Annotated in this window: 18 protein-coding genes and 1 pseudogene; 9 read left to right on the top strand and 10 right to left on the bottom strand. The window is 68.2% G+C overall.

What is annotated here, in order from left to right; translation table 11 throughout:
• Together ASG74_RS14670 and ASG74_RS14665 are read right to left on the bottom strand one after the other, a co-directional pair.
• On the bottom strand, positions 1-807 hold the full coding sequence (locus ASG74_RS14670) for a hypothetical protein (RefSeq protein WP_056145213.1): 807 nt from the start codon (positions 805-807) through the stop codon (positions 1-3).
• A 114-nt stretch (positions 808-921) separates the two neighbouring features.
• Entirely contained in the window at positions 922-1,500 is a 579-nt protein-coding gene (locus ASG74_RS14665) for a helix-turn-helix domain-containing protein (protein WP_056145210.1), read from the bottom strand.
• Between the two features lie 78 nt (positions 1,501-1,578).
• Here ASG74_RS14665 and ASG74_RS14660 point away from each other — a divergent pair, with 78 nt between their 5' ends.
• From ASG74_RS14660 to ASG74_RS14625, 8 genes are all read left to right on the top strand, one after another.
• Positions 1,579-2,514: an NAD(P)/FAD-dependent oxidoreductase gene (locus ASG74_RS14660; RefSeq protein WP_056145207.1), complete on the top strand. Its 936-nt coding sequence runs from the start codon at positions 1,579-1,581 to the stop codon at positions 2,512-2,514.
• Positions 2,511-2,804 (top strand): hypothetical protein, encoded by a 294-nt coding sequence (locus tag ASG74_RS14655; RefSeq protein ID WP_056145205.1) that lies wholly within the window; start codon positions 2,511-2,513, stop codon positions 2,802-2,804. The genes ASG74_RS14660 and ASG74_RS14655 overlap by 4 nt, the downstream gene beginning before the upstream one ends.
• A gap of 159 nt (positions 2,805-2,963) precedes the next feature.
• Positions 2,964-4,241: an MFS transporter gene (locus ASG74_RS14650; RefSeq protein WP_082569805.1), complete on the top strand. Its 1,278-nt coding sequence runs from the start codon at positions 2,964-2,966 to the stop codon at positions 4,239-4,241.
• A 110-nt stretch (positions 4,242-4,351) separates the two neighbouring features.
• On the top strand, positions 4,352-7,060 hold the full coding sequence (locus ASG74_RS14645) for a LuxR C-terminal-related transcriptional regulator (protein WP_156465424.1): 2,709 nt from the start codon (positions 4,352-4,354) through the stop codon (positions 7,058-7,060).
• A 117-nt stretch (positions 7,061-7,177) separates the two neighbouring features.
• Positions 7,178-7,867, top strand: a complete 690-nt coding sequence (locus ASG74_RS14640; protein ID WP_056145195.1) for a hypothetical protein — start codon at positions 7,178-7,180, stop codon at positions 7,865-7,867.
• Entirely contained in the window at positions 7,864-8,550 is a 687-nt protein-coding gene (locus tag ASG74_RS14635; protein WP_056145193.1) for a DUF2306 domain-containing protein, read from the top strand. The genes ASG74_RS14640 and ASG74_RS14635 overlap by 4 nt, the downstream gene beginning before the upstream one ends.
• On the top strand, positions 8,547-8,786 hold the full coding sequence (locus tag ASG74_RS14630; protein WP_056145190.1) for a hypothetical protein: 240 nt from the start codon (positions 8,547-8,549) through the stop codon (positions 8,784-8,786). Before ASG74_RS14635 ends, ASG74_RS14630 begins: the two co-directional genes overlap by 4 nt.
• Entirely contained in the window at positions 8,783-9,799 is a 1,017-nt protein-coding gene (locus ASG74_RS14625) for a CPBP family intramembrane glutamic endopeptidase (protein WP_056145187.1), read from the top strand. The genes ASG74_RS14630 and ASG74_RS14625 overlap by 4 nt, the downstream gene beginning before the upstream one ends.
• A 48-nt stretch (positions 9,800-9,847) precedes the next feature.
• Here the strand turns inward: ASG74_RS14625 and ASG74_RS14620 are convergent, their stop codons facing one another.
• From ASG74_RS14620 to ASG74_RS14590, 6 genes and pseudogenes are all read right to left on the bottom strand, one after another.
• On the bottom strand, positions 9,848-10,405 hold the full coding sequence (locus tag ASG74_RS14620; protein ID WP_056145184.1) for a hypothetical protein: 558 nt from the start codon (positions 10,403-10,405) through the stop codon (positions 9,848-9,850).
• Positions 10,406-10,731: 326 nt separating this feature from the next.
• Positions 10,732-11,334 carry a DUF6318 family protein gene (locus tag ASG74_RS17845; RefSeq protein ID WP_268766037.1) on the bottom strand — a complete coding sequence of 201 codons (603 nt, stop codon included), beginning with the start codon at positions 11,332-11,334 and terminating at the stop codon, positions 10,732-10,734.
• Positions 11,335-11,586: 252 nt separating this feature from the next.
• The gene (locus tag ASG74_RS14605) at positions 11,587-12,531 is read right to left on the bottom strand and encodes an NYN domain-containing protein (protein WP_056145176.1); all 945 of its coding nucleotides are present in this window, start codon (positions 12,529-12,531) and stop codon (positions 11,587-11,589) included.
• 14 nt (positions 12,532-12,545) lie between these two features.
• Positions 12,546-13,618: pseudogene (locus tag ASG74_RS14600) on the bottom strand (IS110 family transposase).
• Between the two features lie 219 nt (positions 13,619-13,837).
• Positions 13,838-14,647 (bottom strand): ceramidase domain-containing protein, encoded by an 810-nt coding sequence (locus ASG74_RS14595; RefSeq protein ID WP_056145174.1) that lies wholly within the window; start codon positions 14,645-14,647, stop codon positions 13,838-13,840.
• 84 nt (positions 14,648-14,731) lie between these two features.
• On the bottom strand, positions 14,732-16,186 hold the full coding sequence (locus ASG74_RS14590; protein WP_200942629.1) for a S8 family peptidase: 1,455 nt from the start codon (positions 16,184-16,186) through the stop codon (positions 14,732-14,734).
• Between the two features lie 443 nt (positions 16,187-16,629).
• Here ASG74_RS14590 and ASG74_RS14585 point away from each other — a divergent pair, with 443 nt between their 5' ends.
• Positions 16,630-18,195, top strand: coding sequence for an HNH endonuclease signature motif containing protein (locus ASG74_RS14585; protein ID WP_056145167.1), 1,566 nt, complete (start codon positions 16,630-16,632; stop codon positions 18,193-18,195).
• 132 nt (positions 18,196-18,327) lie between these two features.
• Here the strand turns inward: ASG74_RS14585 and ASG74_RS14580 are convergent, their stop codons facing one another.
• Positions 18,328-18,993 carry a response regulator gene (locus ASG74_RS14580; RefSeq protein WP_056145163.1) on the bottom strand — a complete coding sequence of 222 codons (666 nt, stop codon included), beginning with the start codon at positions 18,991-18,993 and terminating at the stop codon, positions 18,328-18,330.
• Positions 18,990-20,138 carry a sensor histidine kinase gene (locus ASG74_RS14575; protein WP_056145160.1) on the bottom strand — a complete coding sequence of 383 codons (1,149 nt, stop codon included), beginning with the start codon at positions 20,136-20,138 and terminating at the stop codon, positions 18,990-18,992. The genes ASG74_RS14580 and ASG74_RS14575 overlap by 4 nt, the downstream gene beginning before the upstream one ends.
• Positions 20,139-20,248: the final 110 nt, after the last annotated feature.

The following is a 20,248-nucleotide window of genomic DNA, read 5'->3' as shown; positions in this document are numbered from 1 at the left end:
TCAGAAGACGGTGTTGCAGGGGACGTTGGCGAGCTCCGCCAAGCCACGGAGGTCACCGTCGCCCAGCGTCGTGCGACCACTTCCGTCGACGGTCATCAGCTGCCCATCACCGGCCGCGTGACCGAGTCCCACGACGTGGACCAGCTCGTGCACGATGACGGCTGTCGCGCGCTGGGGGCCGTCGGGGCGGGCAAGGATCTCGCTCATGGCCGGGCCATCGAGATGGATCGTGCCGGTGATGTTCCACAGTCGTCCGTCAGGAGCCTCGAGGACCTGGCTGCCACCAATCCCCACCGCATCACCCAGCCGAGCGTCCCGGGCGTGAGTCGTCCAGGCGATGAGCACCGGCGACCACCGGTTGCCGTACCTCGTGCGGTCCACGGTCGGTCGGCTGTCAGCCGCCAGCTCGTCGGTCGGTCCGTCCATGACGATCGCGAGACCCGATGCTGCAGAGACCTGCGCGACCGCGTCGGCCACCAGCTGGTCTGCTCCGGCAGGAGCCTGCTCGTGGTTCACGACCACGTGCAGAGGACGGCAGGGATCGTAGGCCGCCGGGCCGCGACCGTTCGACATCATGAACGTGTAGTCCCCGGACCCACCCAGCTGCTGCGGCGGGGGCATTACCCGGCCCAACCCGGCATCCGAGGCACGCGGGGGAGGCGCGCCCGTCGACACCATGGTCGCGATGTGGTCGATGGGGTCCTTGAGGGCCTGACGAGCCCAGAGGAGGCCGCCTGTCAGCAGGAGGGTCAGGACAAGGGGCATGGAGAAGGCGCGTGCGCGCTGTGATCCGGCCCCGATGCTCACGAGGACAAGGTGGCATTAGGTGGACCACGGCGCAGCGAAACGTCGAAATCGGGACCGGGCCAGCAGTGCGGCTGGACGGCAAGCGAGCGGCCGGGAAGGTGCTTTTGGTCCGCGTCAGTCCGTCGTCCTGGCCCGGGCGTGCACGCGTTCTCCCTCCGGCCCGAACAGGCTGAGCACCTCCGCCGCCGAGTCCCCAGTGCTGCCGAACCAGTGCGGCACGTGCGTGTCGAACTCCGCCACCTCGCCCGACCCCAGGACCAGGTCGAGGTCGCCGAGCACCAGGCGCATCCGCCCCGACAGGACGTAGAGCCACTCGTAGCCCTCGTGCTGCTTGAGCTCGGGGGTGCGCTGCGTCCGGGGGACGACGATCTTCCACGCCTGCAACCCTCCCGGTTGACGGGTGAGGGGCAGCACCGTCCGACCGTGCACCTTGTGCGGCTTGAGGCGCACCCGCGGGTCGCCGACGTCGGGTGCACCCACGAGGTCGTCGAGGGGCACCTGGTAGGCCTGGGCCAACGGCAGCAGCAGCTCGAGGCTGGCCTTGCGCTGTCCCGTCTCGAGCCGGGACAACGTGCTCTTGGAGATGCCTGTCACCTCGGCGAGGGCGGCCAAGGTGACGCCGCGTTGTGCGCGAATCGCCTTGATTCGAGGGCCAACCCGGTCAAGGGCCGCACGGAAGTCTGGAGGGCTCATGGACCCATTGCACACCCGACGTCCCGGAAACAGCAACGGATGTTGTCACATGGTTCGGCCGCGAGGAATGTTGACGACATGAACTCCTACGACACCATCATCATCGGAGGCGGAGCCGCCGGACTCTCGGCCGCCCTCGTCCTCAGCCGGGCCCGCCGCCGGGTCCTCGTCATCGATGCGGGGGAGCCGCGCAACGCTCCGGCCGCGCACATGCACGGCTTCCTGTCCCGCGACGGTATGCCGCCCGCTCTCCTCCTCGAGACCGGTCGCCGTGAGGTGGAGGGCTATGGAGGTGAGATCCGGCGCGGCGTGGCCTTGGAGGTCGTGCGCTGCGGCGCCGACGGCTTCCAGGTGCTGCTCGAGGGCGGTGAACGACTCGGTGCCCGACGGCTGCTCGTCACGACCGGCCTGCGCGACGAGCTGCCCGAGATCCCCGGCCTGCGGGAGCGGTGGGGGCGCGACGTCCTGCACTGCCCCTACTGCCACGGCTGGGAGGTGCGCGACCAGCGACTCGGCATCATCTGGAACGGGCCCCAGACGGTGGGCTACGCGCAGGTCGTCAGGCAGTGGTCGGGTGAGGTGACGATGTTCGCCCCGAAGGAGACCTTGACCAACGCCGAGCGCACCCAGCTGCTTGCCCGGGGGATCACGGTGGTGGAAGAGGCCGTCGACCACGTCGTCGTCCAGGACGACCGGCTGACGGGCATCGCCGTTGACGGTGGGACGGTCGTGGCCTGCGAGGCCGTGTTCGTGCCACCGCGCTTCGTGCCCCATGTCGACCTCTTGCTCCGACTCGGTTGCGAGGTCGACGACTCAGGGTGGGTGATCACCGGTGAGCATGGTGCCACGTCGATCCCCGGCGTGCGCGTCGCCGGCAACGTCGCCAACGCCCGCGCCCAGGTGATCACCGCGGCGGGCGAAGGATCGGCGGCTGCCATCGCGCTCAACGCCGAGCTCGTCGACGAGGACGTGCGCAACGCCGTTCGCGATGCCCGGCACGGGGTGCGCGCATGAGCACCCCCTCGCTGACCGGTCCGGGACAGCCCACGGGGCCGCAGGGTGCTGGCGAGCCGCGCCGACCAGGCCCGCCGAGCAAGCACGAGCTGGCCCTGATGATCTGGGTCTGCGTCTTCCCGACGCTCACCCTCATCAACCTGACCTTCGGCGGGTGGTTGGGGATGATGCCATCCATCCTGCGCACGCTGGTGCTGGCCACTGTGGCCGTGCCGATCGTCATCTACCTGCTGATGCCGCAGCTGCACAAGGGGCGCGCTCGACTCCTGGCCAAGCGCGCACAGAGCTGACAGCGCAGGTGACCGACCGGCATACCGGCTGTCGGCTCGAGCACGACCTGATCCGCCTGTAACTCTGACCGGTCCACCCCGGATTGGCCATTGGCAGCACGCTGCGCCTGCCGGATGCTGGTCACCTCACCGGCGCGATGCATGCTCGAGGCAGGCGGTATGGAAGCACCTGATCCTCACCTGCACCATCGCGGCGTCGCCCTCGCGATGCTCGACCCGCCGCAGGTCGGGCGGCGGTTCGTCACTCTGTACGCACTGTCCTACGCAGGGGGATCGCTGCTCCTCCTGGGCCCGCTGCTGGTGTCGTTGGCGCTGAAGGTCAACGACCTGGTCGGCATCGACGATGCACCCAAGAACTTGGCCCTCGTCACCGGGGTCGGCTCGCTGCTGGCCATCGTGAGCAACCCGCTGTTCGGCCGCCTGAGCGACCGCACGTCCTCTCGGCTGGGCATGCGACGTCCGTGGATGATCGTCGGGGTCGCCGGGGGCGCCCTTGGCACACTCACGGTTGCGCTCGCGCCGAACATCGGGGTGGTGCTCGTCGGCTGGTGCATGGCTCAGGTCTTCCTCAACGCCCTGCTCGCGGCCCAGGCCGCGGTGCTGCCCGACCAGGTGCCGACCGTGCAGCGGGGTCGGGTCTCCGGCATTCTCGGCGTCTGCCTTCCGGTGGCGTCGGTGGCCGCCACCTACCTCGTCCAGGCCTTCGAGGGAAGCCGGCTGATGACCTTCCTCGCGCCACTGCTGGTCGGTTGCGTGCTGGTCGGCATCTTCACCAGCTCGCTTCAGGACCGGCGGCTCGACTCAGCCGACAAGCCGCCATGGTCGCTGAAACAGCTGGCCGGGACCTTCTATGTCAACCCCCGGGCCAACCCCGACTTCGCGTGGGCTTTCACCAGTCGTTTCATGCTCATCGTGGCGTACGCGTTCCTGGTCACGTATCAGGCCTACTTCCTGATCGACGAGCTCGGCGTCGTGGTGGCAGACGTTGCCCACCAGATCTACCTCGGCACTCTCGTGCAGTCGACAGCTCTGATCATCGCCTCGCCGATCACGGGCCAGCTCTCGGATCGACTGCAACGCCGCAAGGTCTTCGTCATGGCCGCTGCTGTGATCTACGCCGCTGCATTGGTCATCATCGCGACCGCCAGCGGGACCGGTGGCTACCTGCTCGGTATGGGCTTGGGCGGCGTGGGCTTCGGTATGTACATGGCGGTCGACCTCGCACTCGTTGTCGACGTCCTTCCGGATGCCGCTTCCGCCGCGAAAGATCTCGGAGTGCTGAACATGGCGGGCGCTCTACCCTTCGCCCTCGCACCCGCTGTCGCACCGGTCATCCTGGCCATCAGCGGGAACAGCTACTCCGTCCTCTACCTCGTCTCGGGCACCTGCGCTGCCCTGGGAGCCCTTGCTGTTCTTCCCATCCACCGTGTCCGTTAGGCGTCGTGGGCAAGGCCGGCGGGAACCACGATGAACGGAGGCCACGAAGCGGGGTGCCGCGTAGTATGGGGCGACTGCCGACCACACGGTGATGGGTACGGTGAACGCTCGTGACACTGCCCATGGTGGCGACCAAGCTGTACGTGCCATCGGTGCGGCCCGGGCTGGTGACACGCGATCGCCTTCTTGGCCGCCTCGAGGACGGCGCCTCCAGACGGCTGACCCTCGTCTCGGCCCCGGCCGGTTTCGGCAAGACCACACTGGTCGCCTCGTGGCTGGCGCGCCCGGAGAACGACCGTGCCGTTGCCTGGCTGTCGCTCGATGCCGGTGACGCGGACCTGTCGGTGTTCTGGACCGGTGTTGTGACGGCTCTGCGCGGTGCGTTCTCGCGACGTGGCACAGAGCCCGCAGCACAGCTGGCTGGCTTGGCGGTCTCGGCCGACGCGATGGTGCCCGCAATCGTCAACTACCTGGCTGACAGTCCCGACGAGGTGTTGCTCGTGCTCGACGACTACCACCTGGCCGACCACCCCGAGGTGGCAGCGGGCATGACCTTCCTGGTTGAGCACCTGCCGCCGAACGCCCATGTGGTGATGTGCACCCGTGCTGATCCGGACCTGGCCCTGGCCCGTTGGCGGGCGCGGGGTGAGCTGGTCGAGGTCCGCGCCGTCGACCTGCGTTTCACCGCCGCCGAGACTGCGGCGTACCTCGAAGGAACCTGCACCACTCGACTCACCGTGGGGCAGGTTCGCGCGCTCGAGGACCGCACCGAGGGGTGGATCGCCGCCCTTCAGCTTGCCGCCATCTCGTTGCAGGATCACGCGGACGTTGGCCGTTTCATCGAGGGCTTCGCCGGTGACGACCGATACGTCGTCGACTACCTCATCGAGGAAGTGCTGGCCCATCAGAAGCCGGTGGTGCGCGACTTCCTGCTGCGCTCCGCTGTCCTCGACCGGTTCTGCGCGCCGCTGTGCGACGTCCTCATGGGAGGAGAGGGCGCGGACGGAATGCTGCGCGTCTTGGATCGGGCCAACCTCTTCCTCGTCGCGCTGGACGACAAGCGCCAGTGGTACCGCTACCACCACCTGTTCGCCGACGTGCTGCGCGCCCGCCTGTTCAGCGAACAGCCCGAGGTCATCCCCCTGCTGCATCGGCGCGCCAGCGACTGGTTCGAGAACCACGACCTCGCGGACCCTGCGATCCGGCACGCGCTCGCAGCCGGTGACCTGGACCGGGCATCAGCACTCATCGAGGCGGCCATGCCAGCGGTCCGGCGGGAGCGGCAGGAAGGGGTGGCCCAGACGTGGTTGCACCAGCTGCCCGAAGACGTCATCCGGCGCAGGCCGGCACTCGCCGTGCTCTCCGCTGGCTTGCTTCTCGTTGCTGGTGACCTCGATGGGGTCAGCTCTCGCCTGGACGAGGCAGAGGAGGCGCTGGCCGCGGCCCAGGACGCTCCAACTGATGGACAGGCCCTGGCCCAAGAGTCGCTTGGACTCCCGGCGACGATCGCCATCTACCGGGCCTCCCTCGCCCAGGCGCACGGTGACATCGAAGCCACCGTTCGGCATGCCCAGGTCGCGCTCGACCTCGCTGCACCGGAGGACCACCTGGCCCGGGGTGGGGCAGCCGGCTTCCTTGGCCTCTCGGCGTGGGCGCAGGGTGACGTGCCGCGCGCCCTGGTCACCTTCCAGCAAGCAGTGCACAGCCTGCATGCCGCGGGAAATGTGGTCGACGAGCTCACCGGCACCGTGGTGCTCGCGGACCTGTGGCGTGCATCCGGCCGACCACGCAGGGCCCGCGAGATCTGCGACGAGGCACTTCGACGGGCCGAGACACAAGGGATCGCGCGCGCAGCCGCAGAGCTGGACGTCGCACTGGCCGAGCTCGACATCGAAAGCGGTGGCCTGGACAGCGCCCGCCGACACCTGGACTCCGCTGCCGGGCACAGCCGTGGGACGGCGATCACGGAGAGCCTGTTCCGGTCCTCCGTGGCCGAGGCGTTGCTGGCCCGGGCCGCGGGGGACTTCGCGTCAGCATTCGCGCACCTGCAGCAGGCTGAGCAGCTCTATCGCCCTGGCTTCTTTCCCGACCTGCGCCCCATCGCGTCCCTGCGGGCGCGGTTCCAGATCTGCGAGGGCGATCATGGGGTGGCCGCTGAGTGGGCACAAGAGCGCGGGGTATCCCTGGACGAGCCCGTTGGCCACCTGCGGGAGTACGACCACCTCACCTTGGTGCGCCTCATGGTGGCGACGCACCGGAACGAGCCGGACAGCGACACGATCAACGCCGTGCTCGCGCTGCTTGAGCGGCTCGGCGAGGCCGCGCGGGCCTCGGGTCGCGCGCGCAGCCTCACCGAAATTCGGATGCTCACGGCCTTGGCGCTTGATGCCCATGGGCGACGCCCTGACGCGCTGATGGTCTTGGGTGACGCGTGGGAGCTTGCACCGGAGCCCGACGGGTACGTGCGGCTCTTCCTTGACGAAGGCACGCCGATGACCGAGCTGCTGCGCGCTGCGCAACGCCACCAGCGGACCAGTCACCACGCCCAACGCCTTTTGGCATCGGCTGGAACGGCCACCGCTGCGACACATCTGCGGCCGAGTACATCGGTGGACGAATTGAGCGAGCGCGAGCTCGAGGTGCTCGCGCTCCTCGACAGCGACCTGCGCGGGCCGGAGATCGCCCGAGCCCTGTTCATCTCACACAACACCCTGCGCACACACACCAAACACATCTTCACCAAGCTCGGCGTATCCAGCCGCAGGGCCGCCGTGATGCGCGCTCGTGAGCGCAGCGTAATGCCGCCAACATCCGGCTGACGGATCTCACCCAGCCAGTCACATCATCGGGTGATGCCCGGGACCCCTGCAGGTTCGTAGGTTTCCAAACAGTCCCGAGGCATCCGCCAGGGACGACCTGGAACCACGGAGGACGTCATGCAGATCACCACCACCACACTCACTCGTGCGGCCGGCCTGGCCGCCATTGCCGCGGGCACGCTGTTCATCGCGGTCCAGGTCAAGCACCCCGAGATCACCGTCGACTTCGTGCAGACCGCCCAGTGGAAGGTGCGCCAGGGCATGAAGGTCGCGATGGCCACCCTCGCGCTCGCCGGCATCACCGGCATGTACCTGCGCCAGGTCCGCCAGATCGGGCTGCTCGGACTGGTCGGCTACCTGCTCTTCGGCATGGGTTACCTCGCCATGCTCTGCGTGGAGGCGATCGGGTTGGTCGTCGTTCCCACGATCGCCCAGAGCTCCTCCGAGTACGTCGGCGGTGTGGTCGCCCGGGCAACCAACGGCAGCACCAACGCAGACCTCGGCCTGTTCGGGTCGCTCAACGGCGTCCAGGGATTGGGCTACATCGTTGGCGGACTGGTGTTTGGCATCGCCCTGTACCGCGCCGGCGTCCTCGCCCGCTGGGCCGCGGCCCTGCTCGCCGTCGCCGCTCTTGCCACGCTGGCGCCCCTCTTCCTCCCGGTGGCCAACCAGCGCCTGTTCGCCGTGCCGAACGCCATTGCTCTGATGGGTCTCGGCTGGTCCCTGTGGCGGGAGCACCGCGCGGCGACCCTCGAGCCGGCGACCAGCACCATCGACGCACGGCTCGACCCGGCCGGCGCGCGATGACTCTCCTGACCCCGACGAAGCCCATCCGGTCGGCTCGGCCGACCGGGTGGGTGCCGTTCCTCCTCATCGCCATCGTCGCGATCCCGGCCATCGCGGGGTCCCTCCGGCTCGTCGAGCTCGCCGGTGGTCCGCTCCTGCTGCCCGCCAACCCGCGAATGACTGCCTCACCCGTACCGGTCTTCATTCATGTGCTCAGCGCTGTCCCGTATGCCGTGCTCGGCGCCTTCCAGTTCTCCTCAGGCCTGCGCCGCAGACACCCCCGCTGGCACCGGGCGACCGGAAAGCTGCTCGTGCCCCTCGGCCTGCTCGTCGCTCTCTCGGGACTGTGGATGACGTTGTTCTACGCCCGCCAGCCGGGCACGGGCGATCTCGCGTACCTCTTGCGGCTCGTCTTCGGCTCGGCCCTGGCCGCGTGCATCGTGCTCGGCGTCGCGGCGATCCGCCGCGTCGACGTGCCGACCCACCAAGCGTGGATGACGAGGGCCTACGCCATCGCCCTGGCAGCAGCCACGCAGACCGTGACCCTGGGCGTCGGACCGGCACTCTTCGGCCCTGCTGCCCTCACCAAGGACCTCAGTTTGGGACTTGGCTGGCTGGTGAACCTGGCCGTGGCCGAAATCATCATCCACCGCTACGCCCGGGCCGGCGTCCGGACTGTCGTGTCAGTGGCGGGTACCCCGTGACTCGCTCCACGCCCGGCGCGTGGCCGGACGCCTATGTCATCCGGGTCGGCGGACACCTCGACCCGCACTGGGCGGCCGCGTTCGGCCTTGCTCTCGCTCACGACCCGGACGGCACCACCCTTCTCACGGGGGTGGTGGCAGACCAGGCCGCGCTGCACGGCACCTTGGCGCGCATTCGCGACCTCGGCGTCACCCTGATCTCCGTGACCGCGACCTACCCCGGGTCCACGTCATGATGACCTCGGAGTCAGGCATGGAACCGCCGCGCTGGGGCGTGCCACCGGTTCAGCTGGGCCAACGGCGGATGCTCCGCCCCGGCCGCTGGCGTTGGCTGCGGGCCCTGTCCTGGCTGGTGGGGCTCTTCTTCCTCACCGCCCTGGCGTTCGGCCTACCGCTGCAGTGGGCCGCTGACCACCTCTCACCGGGGAACGCGCCTCTGCAGCTCACGGGCCTGGTCGGTGCTTGTGCGCTTGCCCTGGCCTGCTACGGCATCGCCGTCCGCCTCGGTGAGGCGCGCGCTGCGCAGGAGCTGGCCCTGCGACCGGCACCAGCCGAACTGCTCACTGGCGCGCTCCTCGGCTTGGCGATGATGACCGTGCTCATGGGCATCCTTGCCATGGGCGGCGCCTACGACATCACACTGCTCGGCACTGCACCGGTGTGGACCGGGCTCGGCCTTGCAGTACAGGCCGCAGTGACCGAGGAGCTGTGGATGCGCGCCCTGCTCTTCAGACTGGTGTGGCGGGCGTTCGGCCCGGTGCCAGCGTTCGTCGTCTCCGCAGTAGTTTTTGCAACTCCGCACATGGCGAACCACGGCGCCACCGTCCTGTCGGGAGCCACCGTGGCCGTGGCGGGGATGATGTTCTGTGCGATGTATGTAGTGACCGGGAGGCTGTGGCTGCCGATCGGTGTGCACGCCGCCTGGAACCTCGCGCAGGGGTACCTGTTCGGCGCGGCCGTCTCCGGCGGAGACCTCGGCCAGTCCGTCGCGCTCAGCACCGCTCGCGCTGGTGCGCCAACCTGGCTGACGGGAGGGGCGTTCGGCCCGGAAGCCTCAGTGGTCGCCCTGGTCCTGGTCAGCGCGGTCACCCTCGCAACTCTTGCGCTCATTCGTCGCCGAGCGCAACACGCTCGAAGCGAACCTGCCGGGCGCTGTGGATTCCCTGCGGCTGCTGGGGTCAGGCACGATCCCTCTGCTCTGGGTTCAACCGGTCACGACCATGCCCCGACAGCCACGGGGAACGCATGATCACCCAGACCCATGGTGCGACTCGACGGGCTGAGGTGAAGCCGCAGATCAGTTGCTGTAGAGGCGGGCCTTTGCCTCGGCGACGGTCAGATTGGCCGGGGTGCCCTCGATCGTCACCGTGTCGGGAATGGTGATCCATGCGCCGCCATCGACACGGAAGCGTCCTGAGTAGGTGGCGTTGATCTGCACTGGAGCCGTCATCTTCTTGCGATAGGTGTGGACGACATCGCCGGTCGGGTGCGGTCCCCCGAAGGTGTCGACGGGGCCGCTGGTCTCACCGTCGCCGTAGATGTAGGTCGCGCTCACGAAGACGGGCTCGATCTCGACCCGACGTCCCACGAGGATCGTGGCGTCCGCTTCACCAGGCTCGAAGCCGCTGGTCGGCCACTTGAGCTCGTAGTACGTCGGCAGGTTCACGAGCGTCTTGAGCCCAACGGGCTGAATGGACGCGGTCGGCTTGGCGAACGTCGTCTTGTGGAACTGGTCGAGAATCATCTGCATCGTCAGGACGTTGTTCGCGCCCGGGACGAGGGCCGCAAGGCACGTAAATCCAACGTCCGTCCACGTCGCTCCAGCGACGGGCTGGCCGGTCTTGCTGACCTCCATTTGCCAAACTCGCACGGCGGGCCCAGCGCTTCCACCGATTCGGCCACCGTTACAAATACTGTATTCAAGAGTGCAACTAGCCTGCGCACTTCCAGGTGTTCCAGGCGGGTTGGAGTTGCAGAATGAGGTGGATGAGTACTTGAACCAAGGAGGATTCGAAACTGCGTTGGCAGCGTTGGGAGTCTTGGCTGCGAGGCCGAGCATTTCCTTTTCGCCTAGCCCATGCAACTTAGAGCCATCATTACTCCATGTCGCCGTTGGATCACGCACGGCGTGCGCGACATCGGGTAACAACAAGCAAGCGGCTGCAACCAGTGCCGTAGCGGCTACGCGGCGGCGAGTCCGTCCATTCGCCATGACCCCTCCTCCCACACCACGGCGGCAAGTTGGGGTTGTGACTTCGCAACTTGCTTATCGACGACCTTGCCGCTGCCATCAAGCACCTTGGCGTCCGTCTGAGTCATCGTGAACGACACGCGGTAGTTCGTGTCGCTCACCTTCTGGGCGGTGACGTCGGGCATCTGGGCGAACGCCGGCGTAGCCAAGCGCTGCCCCGCCTCACTGAGGCTTCGAATATCTGCAGATCCGGCCGCGCAACTCCGACAGGCGTCTGTTGAGATCTGGAGGATACGGTCGGCGGCTTCTTCAGACGGGGCCAAGTACGCAGCATTTATCTCTTTGAAGTAGAAGCGCACGAACGCCTCCGCGCCAGACTTCGAATGGCTTCGTGCCGCGGCCGGGATGTCGATCGACGCTGAGGCGCTCGAGGTAGGGCTGGCGCTTTGTGGGGGGCTTGCCGAGGGGCTCGGAGTGGGGGAGCCGGTGGACGAAGCGGACGATGTGGGGGAGGGAGTCGGGGCTTCGTCATTGCCGTTGCACCCCGCCAAGGCGAGCGTGGCAGCGGTCGTCAAGGCAACGGCATACGACATGGTTGTGCGCGACTTCATTCGTGCGGGCCCTCCGTTGTGCGGTGCCAAGCAGTCGTCCGAGCCGGCGCAAGGCATCGTGTCTTGTCATCCAGAGTAGGGAAATCAGACGGTTTCGCCACTCGAGCGCCTGAGGGAACTGGCCCACGCCCCTGTGGCTGCACCAAGCAGGCTCGTACGCCGCACATCGAAGTCATGACATGGGAGTTTGGCAAAAGTCGCGACGCCCGCCGCGGACTTTTCCACAGACAAGAGTCAGCGCAGGCGGAGCATCAGCTGACCGTTGTCCTTGGACTGGAGCTCCAGCAGGTCTCCCTGCGACTCGACGAACGCCTTGAACGAGGAGAAGCCGAGCGACTTCTCCTTGAACGTCGAGTCCATGCGCTGCATCTGGCTCTTCACCGACGAGGAGTGCAGCCACTCGTCGTCGCTCTTCTCCATCCCTACCCGGATCGCCCGGAGCAGCAACGCCGTCGCCGCCTCAGCAGCAGTGGGCGCCTTGGTGGCCGCTGCCGTGGCCTTCCTGGCGGCCTTCTTCGCCGGAGCGGTCTTCTTCGCTGGACCCGCTTCCGCAGCAGCCGTCTCCACCGGAGCGTCTGCCGCAGCGGCCTTCTTGACGGCCACCTTCGTCGTCGGAACCACGGCCCGCACCCCCGGGAGGTCGCCGTAGTCACTGAACTCGTCACACGCCGCGACGAGCGCCCGGCTGGTCGACCCCGTCACCCCGATGCCGACGACGAAGCGGCCCATCCGTCGACACCGCTGCGCCAGCGCGATGTAGTCGGAGTCGCCGCCGACGATCACGACGTGGGTGAGATCCGCGTGGTCGACCAGGTCGTTGATCGCGTCGATCGACAGCCGGATGTCGGCACCGTTCTTGGTCCCCGAGGTGGCGAAGAGCTGCACGAGGTCGACGGCGCGGTCCACGAGCTGCGTGCGATAGGCGGCGTTGGCGGGCACCGACCAGTCGGCATAGGCCCGGTTCAGCGCCACTGTCCCGAACGAGGAGGCGTAGTCGATGATCGCCCCCACGTCCAGCATCGCCTCGGCCAGACGCACGTCAGTGGCGTCGCCGCTACCAGGCCGGTGGTCCCGGGCGTTGTCGTTGCGCCAGGAGTTGTTGCCGTGCAGGTTGTCGTAGCGGGAGATGACCATGTTGTCGAAGTCGAGGTAGACCGCGACCCGGGAACTGTCTGACATGCGTTTCTCCTATGTCAAGCCGCTGCCGGGATGGCAGTGCTTTGACGGTGGTTGTGGTCGGCGTTGAGGCGGTTGAACACGGTTCTGGCGATGCGTCGCTTGAGGCAGCGCAGGGCCTCGGTCTTGGTCATGTTCTCGGCTCTCTTCTTGTCGTAGTAGGCGCGGCCCAGCGAGTCCTTGAGGCGGAGTTGGGTGACCGCGATGCGGTGGATGGCGCAGTTGATCTGACGGTTGCCCGAACGGGTCATGCGAACACGGCCAGCGGTCGCGCCGGACCAGACAGGGATCGGTGCCAAGCCGCCGTGGCGGGCGAATTGTGCCTCGGTGGCGAAGCGGGTGATCCCGGCGGACTCACCCAGGAGCTTGGCCGCAGACAACTCCCCACAACCCGGCAGAGCCAACAGCTCAGGAGCCTGGGCGCGCACCATGGCGCCGATACGTTGGGTGAAGGCATTGATCCGGGCAGTCAGGGCGATGACGTCATCGAGCTCATCGAGGGCCATCTCCGCGACGACGCCGTTCACGCTCAGCAGCCATGTTCGCAACGCCTGCTGATGCTTGGCCAGATCCAAGGACCGAGGCTTCGGCGCCCGCTCGGGGTCGAGCTCGTGGACCCGCCACAACAGCGAGTTGATCGTGCGAGTGCGGGTGTGCACCAACGCTTCGCGCCGATCGACCAACAGTTTTGCCTCACGAGACACCTCGTCGTGCGAGGCCACCGGCAGGTCAGGTTCGCGCAGGAACGCTCGCGCCACCGCCAACGCGTCGATCGGATCGGACTTTCCGCGCGTGCGCGCGACGCGGCGCTGCTCAGCCATCATCTTCGGCGGCACCCGAACCACGGCCTGCCCGGCACTGAGCAGCTCGCGCTCCAACCTGGCGGACAGGTGTCGGCAGTCTCGATCGCCCACGTCAACTCGTCACCGAACTGTCCTCGGGCCCACTTCAACGCCTTCGCGTGCCCTTTGGACGTGGCCGCGACCGTGAGCTGCCCAACTTCCTTGCCGACCTCGTTGACCGCAACAAATGTGTGCGTGCGCTTGTGTACATCGGCTCCGACAACAACCATGGTGGTTGCCTCCTTCACTTGTCAGTGACTGGACGGTTGGGCCGGTCGGCGGACACATCTCAGTGGGGGCGGTAGCCACGCTCCTATCAAGTCACGCCGGCCGGTCCTTCACACCCGGTGTCGGCAAAACGCATGAACATCAGCCCGAAGGCGACAACGACCCTACGAGCCAGACACCGAATGCTCAGGATCCAACCACCGCGTGAGCGGCGACAACACCCTGACACTGACCCGACCCTATGGCCGGCGGCTCGCGTAGTAGCGGAAGAGCAGCCACGCGGCGAGGGCGTCCAGCAGGTGCCACACCGCGTGCGGCTGGAGCAGCGATCGCGGCTCACACAGCGGGCCACCGTCCTTGCCCAGGCTCCAGATCGCGAACGCCACCAGCAAGGTCACCACGGACGCCAGGCCCCAGCGCAGGTCCAGCCGGCTCGCCCCACGCACCCTCAGCACCACCTCGAGGACCAGCCCGGCGAGCAACAGCACCGCGAACACCGTGTTGCCCACCGTCATGAGGACCGGGACGTCCGCCGGCGTGAACTCCGCAATGCTGCACAGCCCCAGCAGCAGAACATAGACCAGAGCAAAACCGCTGGGGGACAGCGCAAGGAGCCGCGCGGCGGCATACGCAAAGACGAAGCACGCGAGCAGATACATGCTGTAGACGTCGAGGTGGCCGCCCAGCACACTTTGGCTCGCGTGCATGGCTGCACTTCCGGGCCCGAGGAGCACGACGAGGACGGCGTATGCCGTGCCGAGGCGCGCGTCCATCGTGCCGCTTCCGCGGCGGGAGACATGCACCGCGATGGCCAGCCCGGCGATCACGAAGCCGAGGTTGCTGAACGTGTTCGCGGGCTGCTTGACCAGTGCGTCACGAGCCGCCTCGCAGAAGCCGCCGCCGCGTCCGGTGTCGGGGCCGAGCCAGCCGGCCGTGAGGGCTGTCGCGAGAAGTCCGAGCGAGACGACGGCCGTCCATGCGGTGACGGCCACGGGTGAGGGGCGGGTTCGGCCATGGGTGCTCACCTCGGGTGCTGCGCCGGCCTCCATGTCGCTCAACGTAGCCGTCGTCGGTGCGACATGACGAGGGGCCGGACCCGAAGGCCCGACCCCTCATGCCGTGCGGTGAGGTTGCTACTTCACGACGTTGAAGGCGTTGACATTGCCTGCGCCGTAGAACGAGTTGCGCTCGCCGCCCGTGCAGGTTGCTGCGTAGCCGGGACGCGGCTCGTAGACACCCTCAGGACAGGCCAGCGGAGTCGCCGTGCGCTCGAGGAACGAGGCCAGTTGACCAGGCTTCATGCCGGGGTGCGCCGACAGCGCCAAGGCTGCGACGCCGGCCACGTGCGGCCCGGCCATCGAGGTGCCCTGTGCCCAACCCCAACCACCGGGGACGGTCGAGAGCACCGCGTCCGTGATGGTGGACGTGGCGCCACCCGTGCGGAAGCGGGTGTCACCGCCGGGAGCGGTGACGTCGACGACGCCTTGGCCGTAGGACGAGTAGTAGCTCTTCTGCTCGGTCGGGCCGACGGCGGACACGGTGACGACACCGGGCGCCTCGGCCGGGAGGTCACGGCACGCACCGGTGATGGTGCGATCCACGACCGGGTAGCTGCCGTCGTTCGGGCTGGTCGAGTCGGTGAACTTGTGCTGCAGGTCGACGTTGCTGTTGCCCGCCGATGCCACAGTCAGCGTGCCCTTGCGCGATGAGTAGCTCAACGCCCGCTGCACAGCCAGCCACACCGGCCGCTGGCGGGGGTCGTTGATGCAGTTGAACTCCCACGGGTCGATGTAGTAGCTGTTGTTGGTGACCTGCATGCCGTGGTCGGCGGCCCAGAGATATCCGCAGATCGCGGCCTCGGGGTAGATGAAGCCGTCGTCGTTGACGACCTTCACCGAGGCCACCCTCGCGCCCGGCGCGACTCCCGCGATGCCGACGCCGTTGATGGCTGCGGCGATCGTGCCAGCGACGTGTGTGCCATGTGTGGACGTCGTCGGGCTCCACGCGGCCTGGCTCGTGTCGACGACGCCGCCGATGCACGAGGCGCTCTTCTCCTTCACGACCTGGGTCGCGAGGTCAGGGTGCGTTGCGTCGATGCCCGAGTCGAGCACCCCGACGACCACGGACGGGTCGCCCGTCGTGATCGCGTGTGCCTCGGGGACGTCGATCTGCCTCATGTCCCACTGGTTGGCCCACAACGGCTCGGCCGTCGGGTTGCCGGTTGCCTCCTCCGCGCCCGTGTCGACGCCCATGGTGATGTTGTCGTCGATGAGCGTGGTCCCGAGGCCGTCGGTCGAAGCGACGGACTGGACGCCCGAACCCTTCACTGCCGTCTCGAAGGCGCCGTTCGTCGAGCGTGCGACGAGGACCCCGATCTGGTCGTACGAAGCGAGGATCGTTCCACCTGCGGCGGCCACCCGTTTCTGCGCTGCCTTCGTGTTCCCGCCCTGCGGCGCGAGCACCAGGTAGGTGCTGGCTGGTCCCGCGCTGGGTGGTGCGGCGGCGTTCGCCGGTGCGATCGCTGCGCCGGCGAGGCCGACGGCAAGGGCGATGGCAGATGGCAGGCCGACCAGTTTGTGCATTCTCATCGAAAGGGTCTCCTTCGAGCTGCTGAGTGCTTCCGTCGACGTCGTCGGCGACGGGCCGGCCAGTCGGACGTTCACGACACGGCGAGTGGTGCGCCGCAGGGCCGGATGAGCGCGAGTGTAGCCACGTCCCGCCGTGGAGAACAGGCCTTGCTTCCTGTCTCGGGCACGTGGACGCCACCACGTGCATCACGCTCGTGAGGGCTCCACCTCTGCATCCCAGAAGAACGACCAGGACGACGTATGCCGTGGCCACGGATCCTGTGTACGCGCGGTTGTCGGTGGCCATCCCTGGGGTGGTTTCCAGATGGATCCCAGGTGGACGGGAGCGGCTGGCGACGAGATTCACGAAGCGCGAGTTCCGTTGGCACTGGGCGGAGTTGATCGACCGCACTGGCTGTCAGTGGTCGCCGCTAGGTTGGTAGCAGACGTTGGAGGAGGGATCGATGGACGAGCAGCAGCCGACACCCGGCACGCCGTTGCGCGAGGTGCTCAACGCTGCCCGTGACGGTCTCGCCGGGATCGGCGATGTGCTCCCCTCGCTCAGTGCCGCTGACCTCGCGGAGCTGATGACCGCAGCCGATGAGGTGAAGTCCCAGGCGGCGGCGGCGCAGGTGCGCGCCACCGCCGAGGCGGCCCACCGGGGTGAGTTCGCATCCGCCCGCCGCGGTGTCGGCTCGGTGCATGCCTGGGTGCGTGAGCACGCTCCGTCGCTCCGGCAGGCTGGGGCTGGGCAGGTGGCGCAGCTCGCGCAGGAGGCTGCCGCAGCGACTCCCGGTGGCATGTGGTCGCGTGGCGGCCCGGATGCCGGCGCGTTCGCGGACGGGAGCCGCCCTGAGGGGATCGCCTGGGCTCGAGTGGTGTCCGGCGAGGTGAGTGCGGCGCTTGCGCTGACGATGCTGCGTGAGCTGGCCCGGATGAAGGACCTCCTGACCGAGGAGGCCGTGCCGACCGTGGCCAAGGCGATCCTCGACCACGGCGTCGAGTGGGGGCAGGCGGAGGCTCGACGTCTGCGTCCCCGTCTGCTGGCGGAGTTCGGCATGGAGGGCGAGTTCGACGACAAGCAGAAGCGCTTGCGTCCGGGGGCGTTCCTCTCCAGCCCGGTGGTCTCCGACGGTGACCTGACGGAGTACCGGATGGCGATGACTCCAGAGCAGGCGTCCAGGCTGGAGGCTGCGATTGGTCCCGGGTCCAAGCCTTCGCCGAACCCCGACACGGGGGAGTCGGACCTGCGGAGCTCGGGCCAGCGGCGCGTCGAGGCCCTTGATGCGGTGCTCACCGGTGCGGCCGCGGAAGACGCAGCAACGCGGGAGCCCGGCGGAGCCCCGACGGTCGTGCACGTGACGATGACCCTCGCCGATCTCCTGGCCGGTCTATCCGGCGCGGAGGCTGGGCAGGGACGTGGCTCGGTGATGGGGTCCCGGGCGCACCAGACGATGCTCGCCCCGTCCGCCGTGCGGCAGCTGGCGTGCGACGCCGACCTCGTCCCGGTCGTGCTCGGAGCAGACGGCGAGGTGGTCGACCTGGGGCGGGTGACACGCCTCTTCACTCGTGGTCAGCGGCGCATGCTGTGGCACCGTGACGGCCAGTGCACGTTCCCCGGGTGCACCGCTCCTGCTGCATGGACCCAGGCGCACCACATCGTGCACTGGTCCAGCGGGGGACCTTCCGACCTGTCCAACGCGGCGCTCCTGTGCCAGCGCCACCACACCCAGGTCCACGAGCAGCGGCTCATCGCCACGGTCCACCCTCCGGAGGAAGGCGGTCGGTCGGTCACGTGGGACCTCAGCCCGGGAAGCTACGACCGGGCACTGCCTGACCGCCTGGCGGAGTTCGCGAGAGCCCGAGAACGCAGCGATGGCACAGTCGGTCGCCGACGACTGGACACCGGTCCGCCGGACGGTCTCGCACAGGTTGTTCCTGCCGACGTGCTGGCGCAGATCGCCGACGACCTGGCGGCCGAGCACGAGCTCTATTGCGAGATGGACGAGTGGTGGGGTGTGCCCGCCTGACCGGCTCTGATCGGCTCCCGATCGGCTCCCGATTGGCTGTGACCCTGCTCCGGCCTGCTCCTGGTCGGCTGTGGGATGCGTGGTGCCCAGCTCGCGGCGGTCCCGGGCTTCTGACCGTCCGAGCTCGGACGGTCAGACGGCACCCGTCTCATACGCGAGGATGACGGCCTGCACCCGGTCCCGCAGCCCGAGCTTGGACAGGATTCGGCCCACGTGCGTCTTCACGGTGGTCTCGGAGACGAAGAGCTCACTGGCGATCTCTCCGTTGGTCAGCCCCCGGGCGATGAGCTGCAGCACCTCTCGCTCGCGCTGGGTGAGGGCGGCCAAGCGACTCGCAGCCCCGGTCGCCGGAGTGTGGGCTCGTCCGAGGAACGACTCGATCATCCGGCGGGTGACCGCCGGGGCCAGCAGCGACTCGCCCGAGTGCACGGCGCGGATGCCGGCCACGAGCAGCTCGGCCCGGATGTCCTTGAGCAGGAACCCGCTCGCACCGGCTCGCAGCGCCTCATAGACGTACTCATCCATGTCGAACGTCGTCAGCATCACGACCCGCGCAGTGCAGCCGGGTTCCGCGAGAAGGCGCCCAGTGGCGGCGATTCCGTCGACGCCGGGCATCCGGACGTCCATCAGCACGACGTCAGGTGCAAGCTCCGCCACCTTGGACACGGCGTCCTCGCCGTCGACCGCCTCGCCCACGACGTGCAGGTCCGGCTCGATCTCGAGGATCATCCGGAAGCCGGCGCGCACCAACGCCTGGTCGTCGCAGATGAGCACACGGATGGTCTCGGTCGGGGTCATCTCGACTCCAGCGGAAGCGTTGCCACCAGCTCAAAGCCACCCTCGGGGCGCGGCCTCGCCAGGAGCGAACCGCCGTACACCGCAACGCGTTCACGCATCCCCAGCAGTCCGTTGCTCGCCTGTGCAGCCACCCCCGGTGAGTCGGTGGGCAGGCCATCGTCACGCACGGCCAGCTCCAGCTCGTCATCGCGATAGTCGATCTCGACGCGCGCCCCCTGGGCCCCGTGGGCGTGCCGAAGCGTGTTCGTCAGGCCCTCCTGGACGAGCCGGTATGCCGTCAGATCCAGTCCCGGAGCCAGCTCACGGCTCGCACCCGTCACCTCCACGGTGACCGGCAGCCCGGCGGTGCGGAACTTCTCGGCAAGCCGGTCGAGCTGGTCGAGGCCGGGTGGCGGCTCGAGGTCGGGGTCGTCACCTGCCTGTCGCAGCACCCCGACCATGCGCCTCATCTCGGCCAGCGCCTCCCGGCCGACGGACTCCACCGTCTCCAAGGCCTCGCGCTCGACCGCCTGCTCGGGGGTGAGGCGACGTCGGACCGCGGCGGCCTGGACCGTCATGACGGAGACGCTGTGCCCGATGACGTCGTGCAGCTCGCGAGCGATCCGGTTGCGTTCCTCCGACACGGCCTGCACCGCGCGTTGAGCCGTGTTGACCCGGCGCTGCTCTCTGTTCTGCAGCGTCAGGCGCACGAGCGTCCCCAGCAGCCACGCGATGACGAAGGGTGAGAGCCAGAGCAGGGTCAGCAGGCGCTCGCTCCCGCTGGCACCCGCGCTCGTCGGGTCGAGGGTGGACCAGAGGAGCCAGAAGACACCGCCGATCGCCAGGCCCCACCACGACCGCCTGAGGTCCAGACGGCGGGCGACGGTGTAGCCGGCGATGACCGACGGCAGTGCGACACCGTTGCCCTCGGGCGAACCGAAAGTGGCGAACTCGGCCGCGCTCACCACGAGGATCGCGCCTTGACAGGTGAGGGGACTGACCCGGCGGAACACGAGCAGACCCGCGGTCACGGCATACAACAGAGCTTGCGCCCAGAGCGGCCCCTGACGGTGAGTCGAGTTGATTCCCCACCACGCTTCGAGCTGCCCCAGCACGCCGACGACCACCGCGACGCTGATGTCGAAAGCCCAGTTCCTGCGGGTCACGAGTCGACCGTACGCCCGGAAGCGCGGCGGAGCGTCCTCCTTGGGGAGGATGCGTGAATCCTCCTGTCGGACACCGTGATTTCGCACTGTGGCACGACGCGGTGGGGGTG

This window comes from Knoellia sp. Soil729 (assembly GCF_001427985.1).
Taxonomy (GTDB): Bacteria; Actinomycetota; Actinomycetes; order Actinomycetales; family Dermatophilaceae; genus Knoellia.
This window is presented reverse-complemented; position numbering and strand designations above follow the sequence as displayed.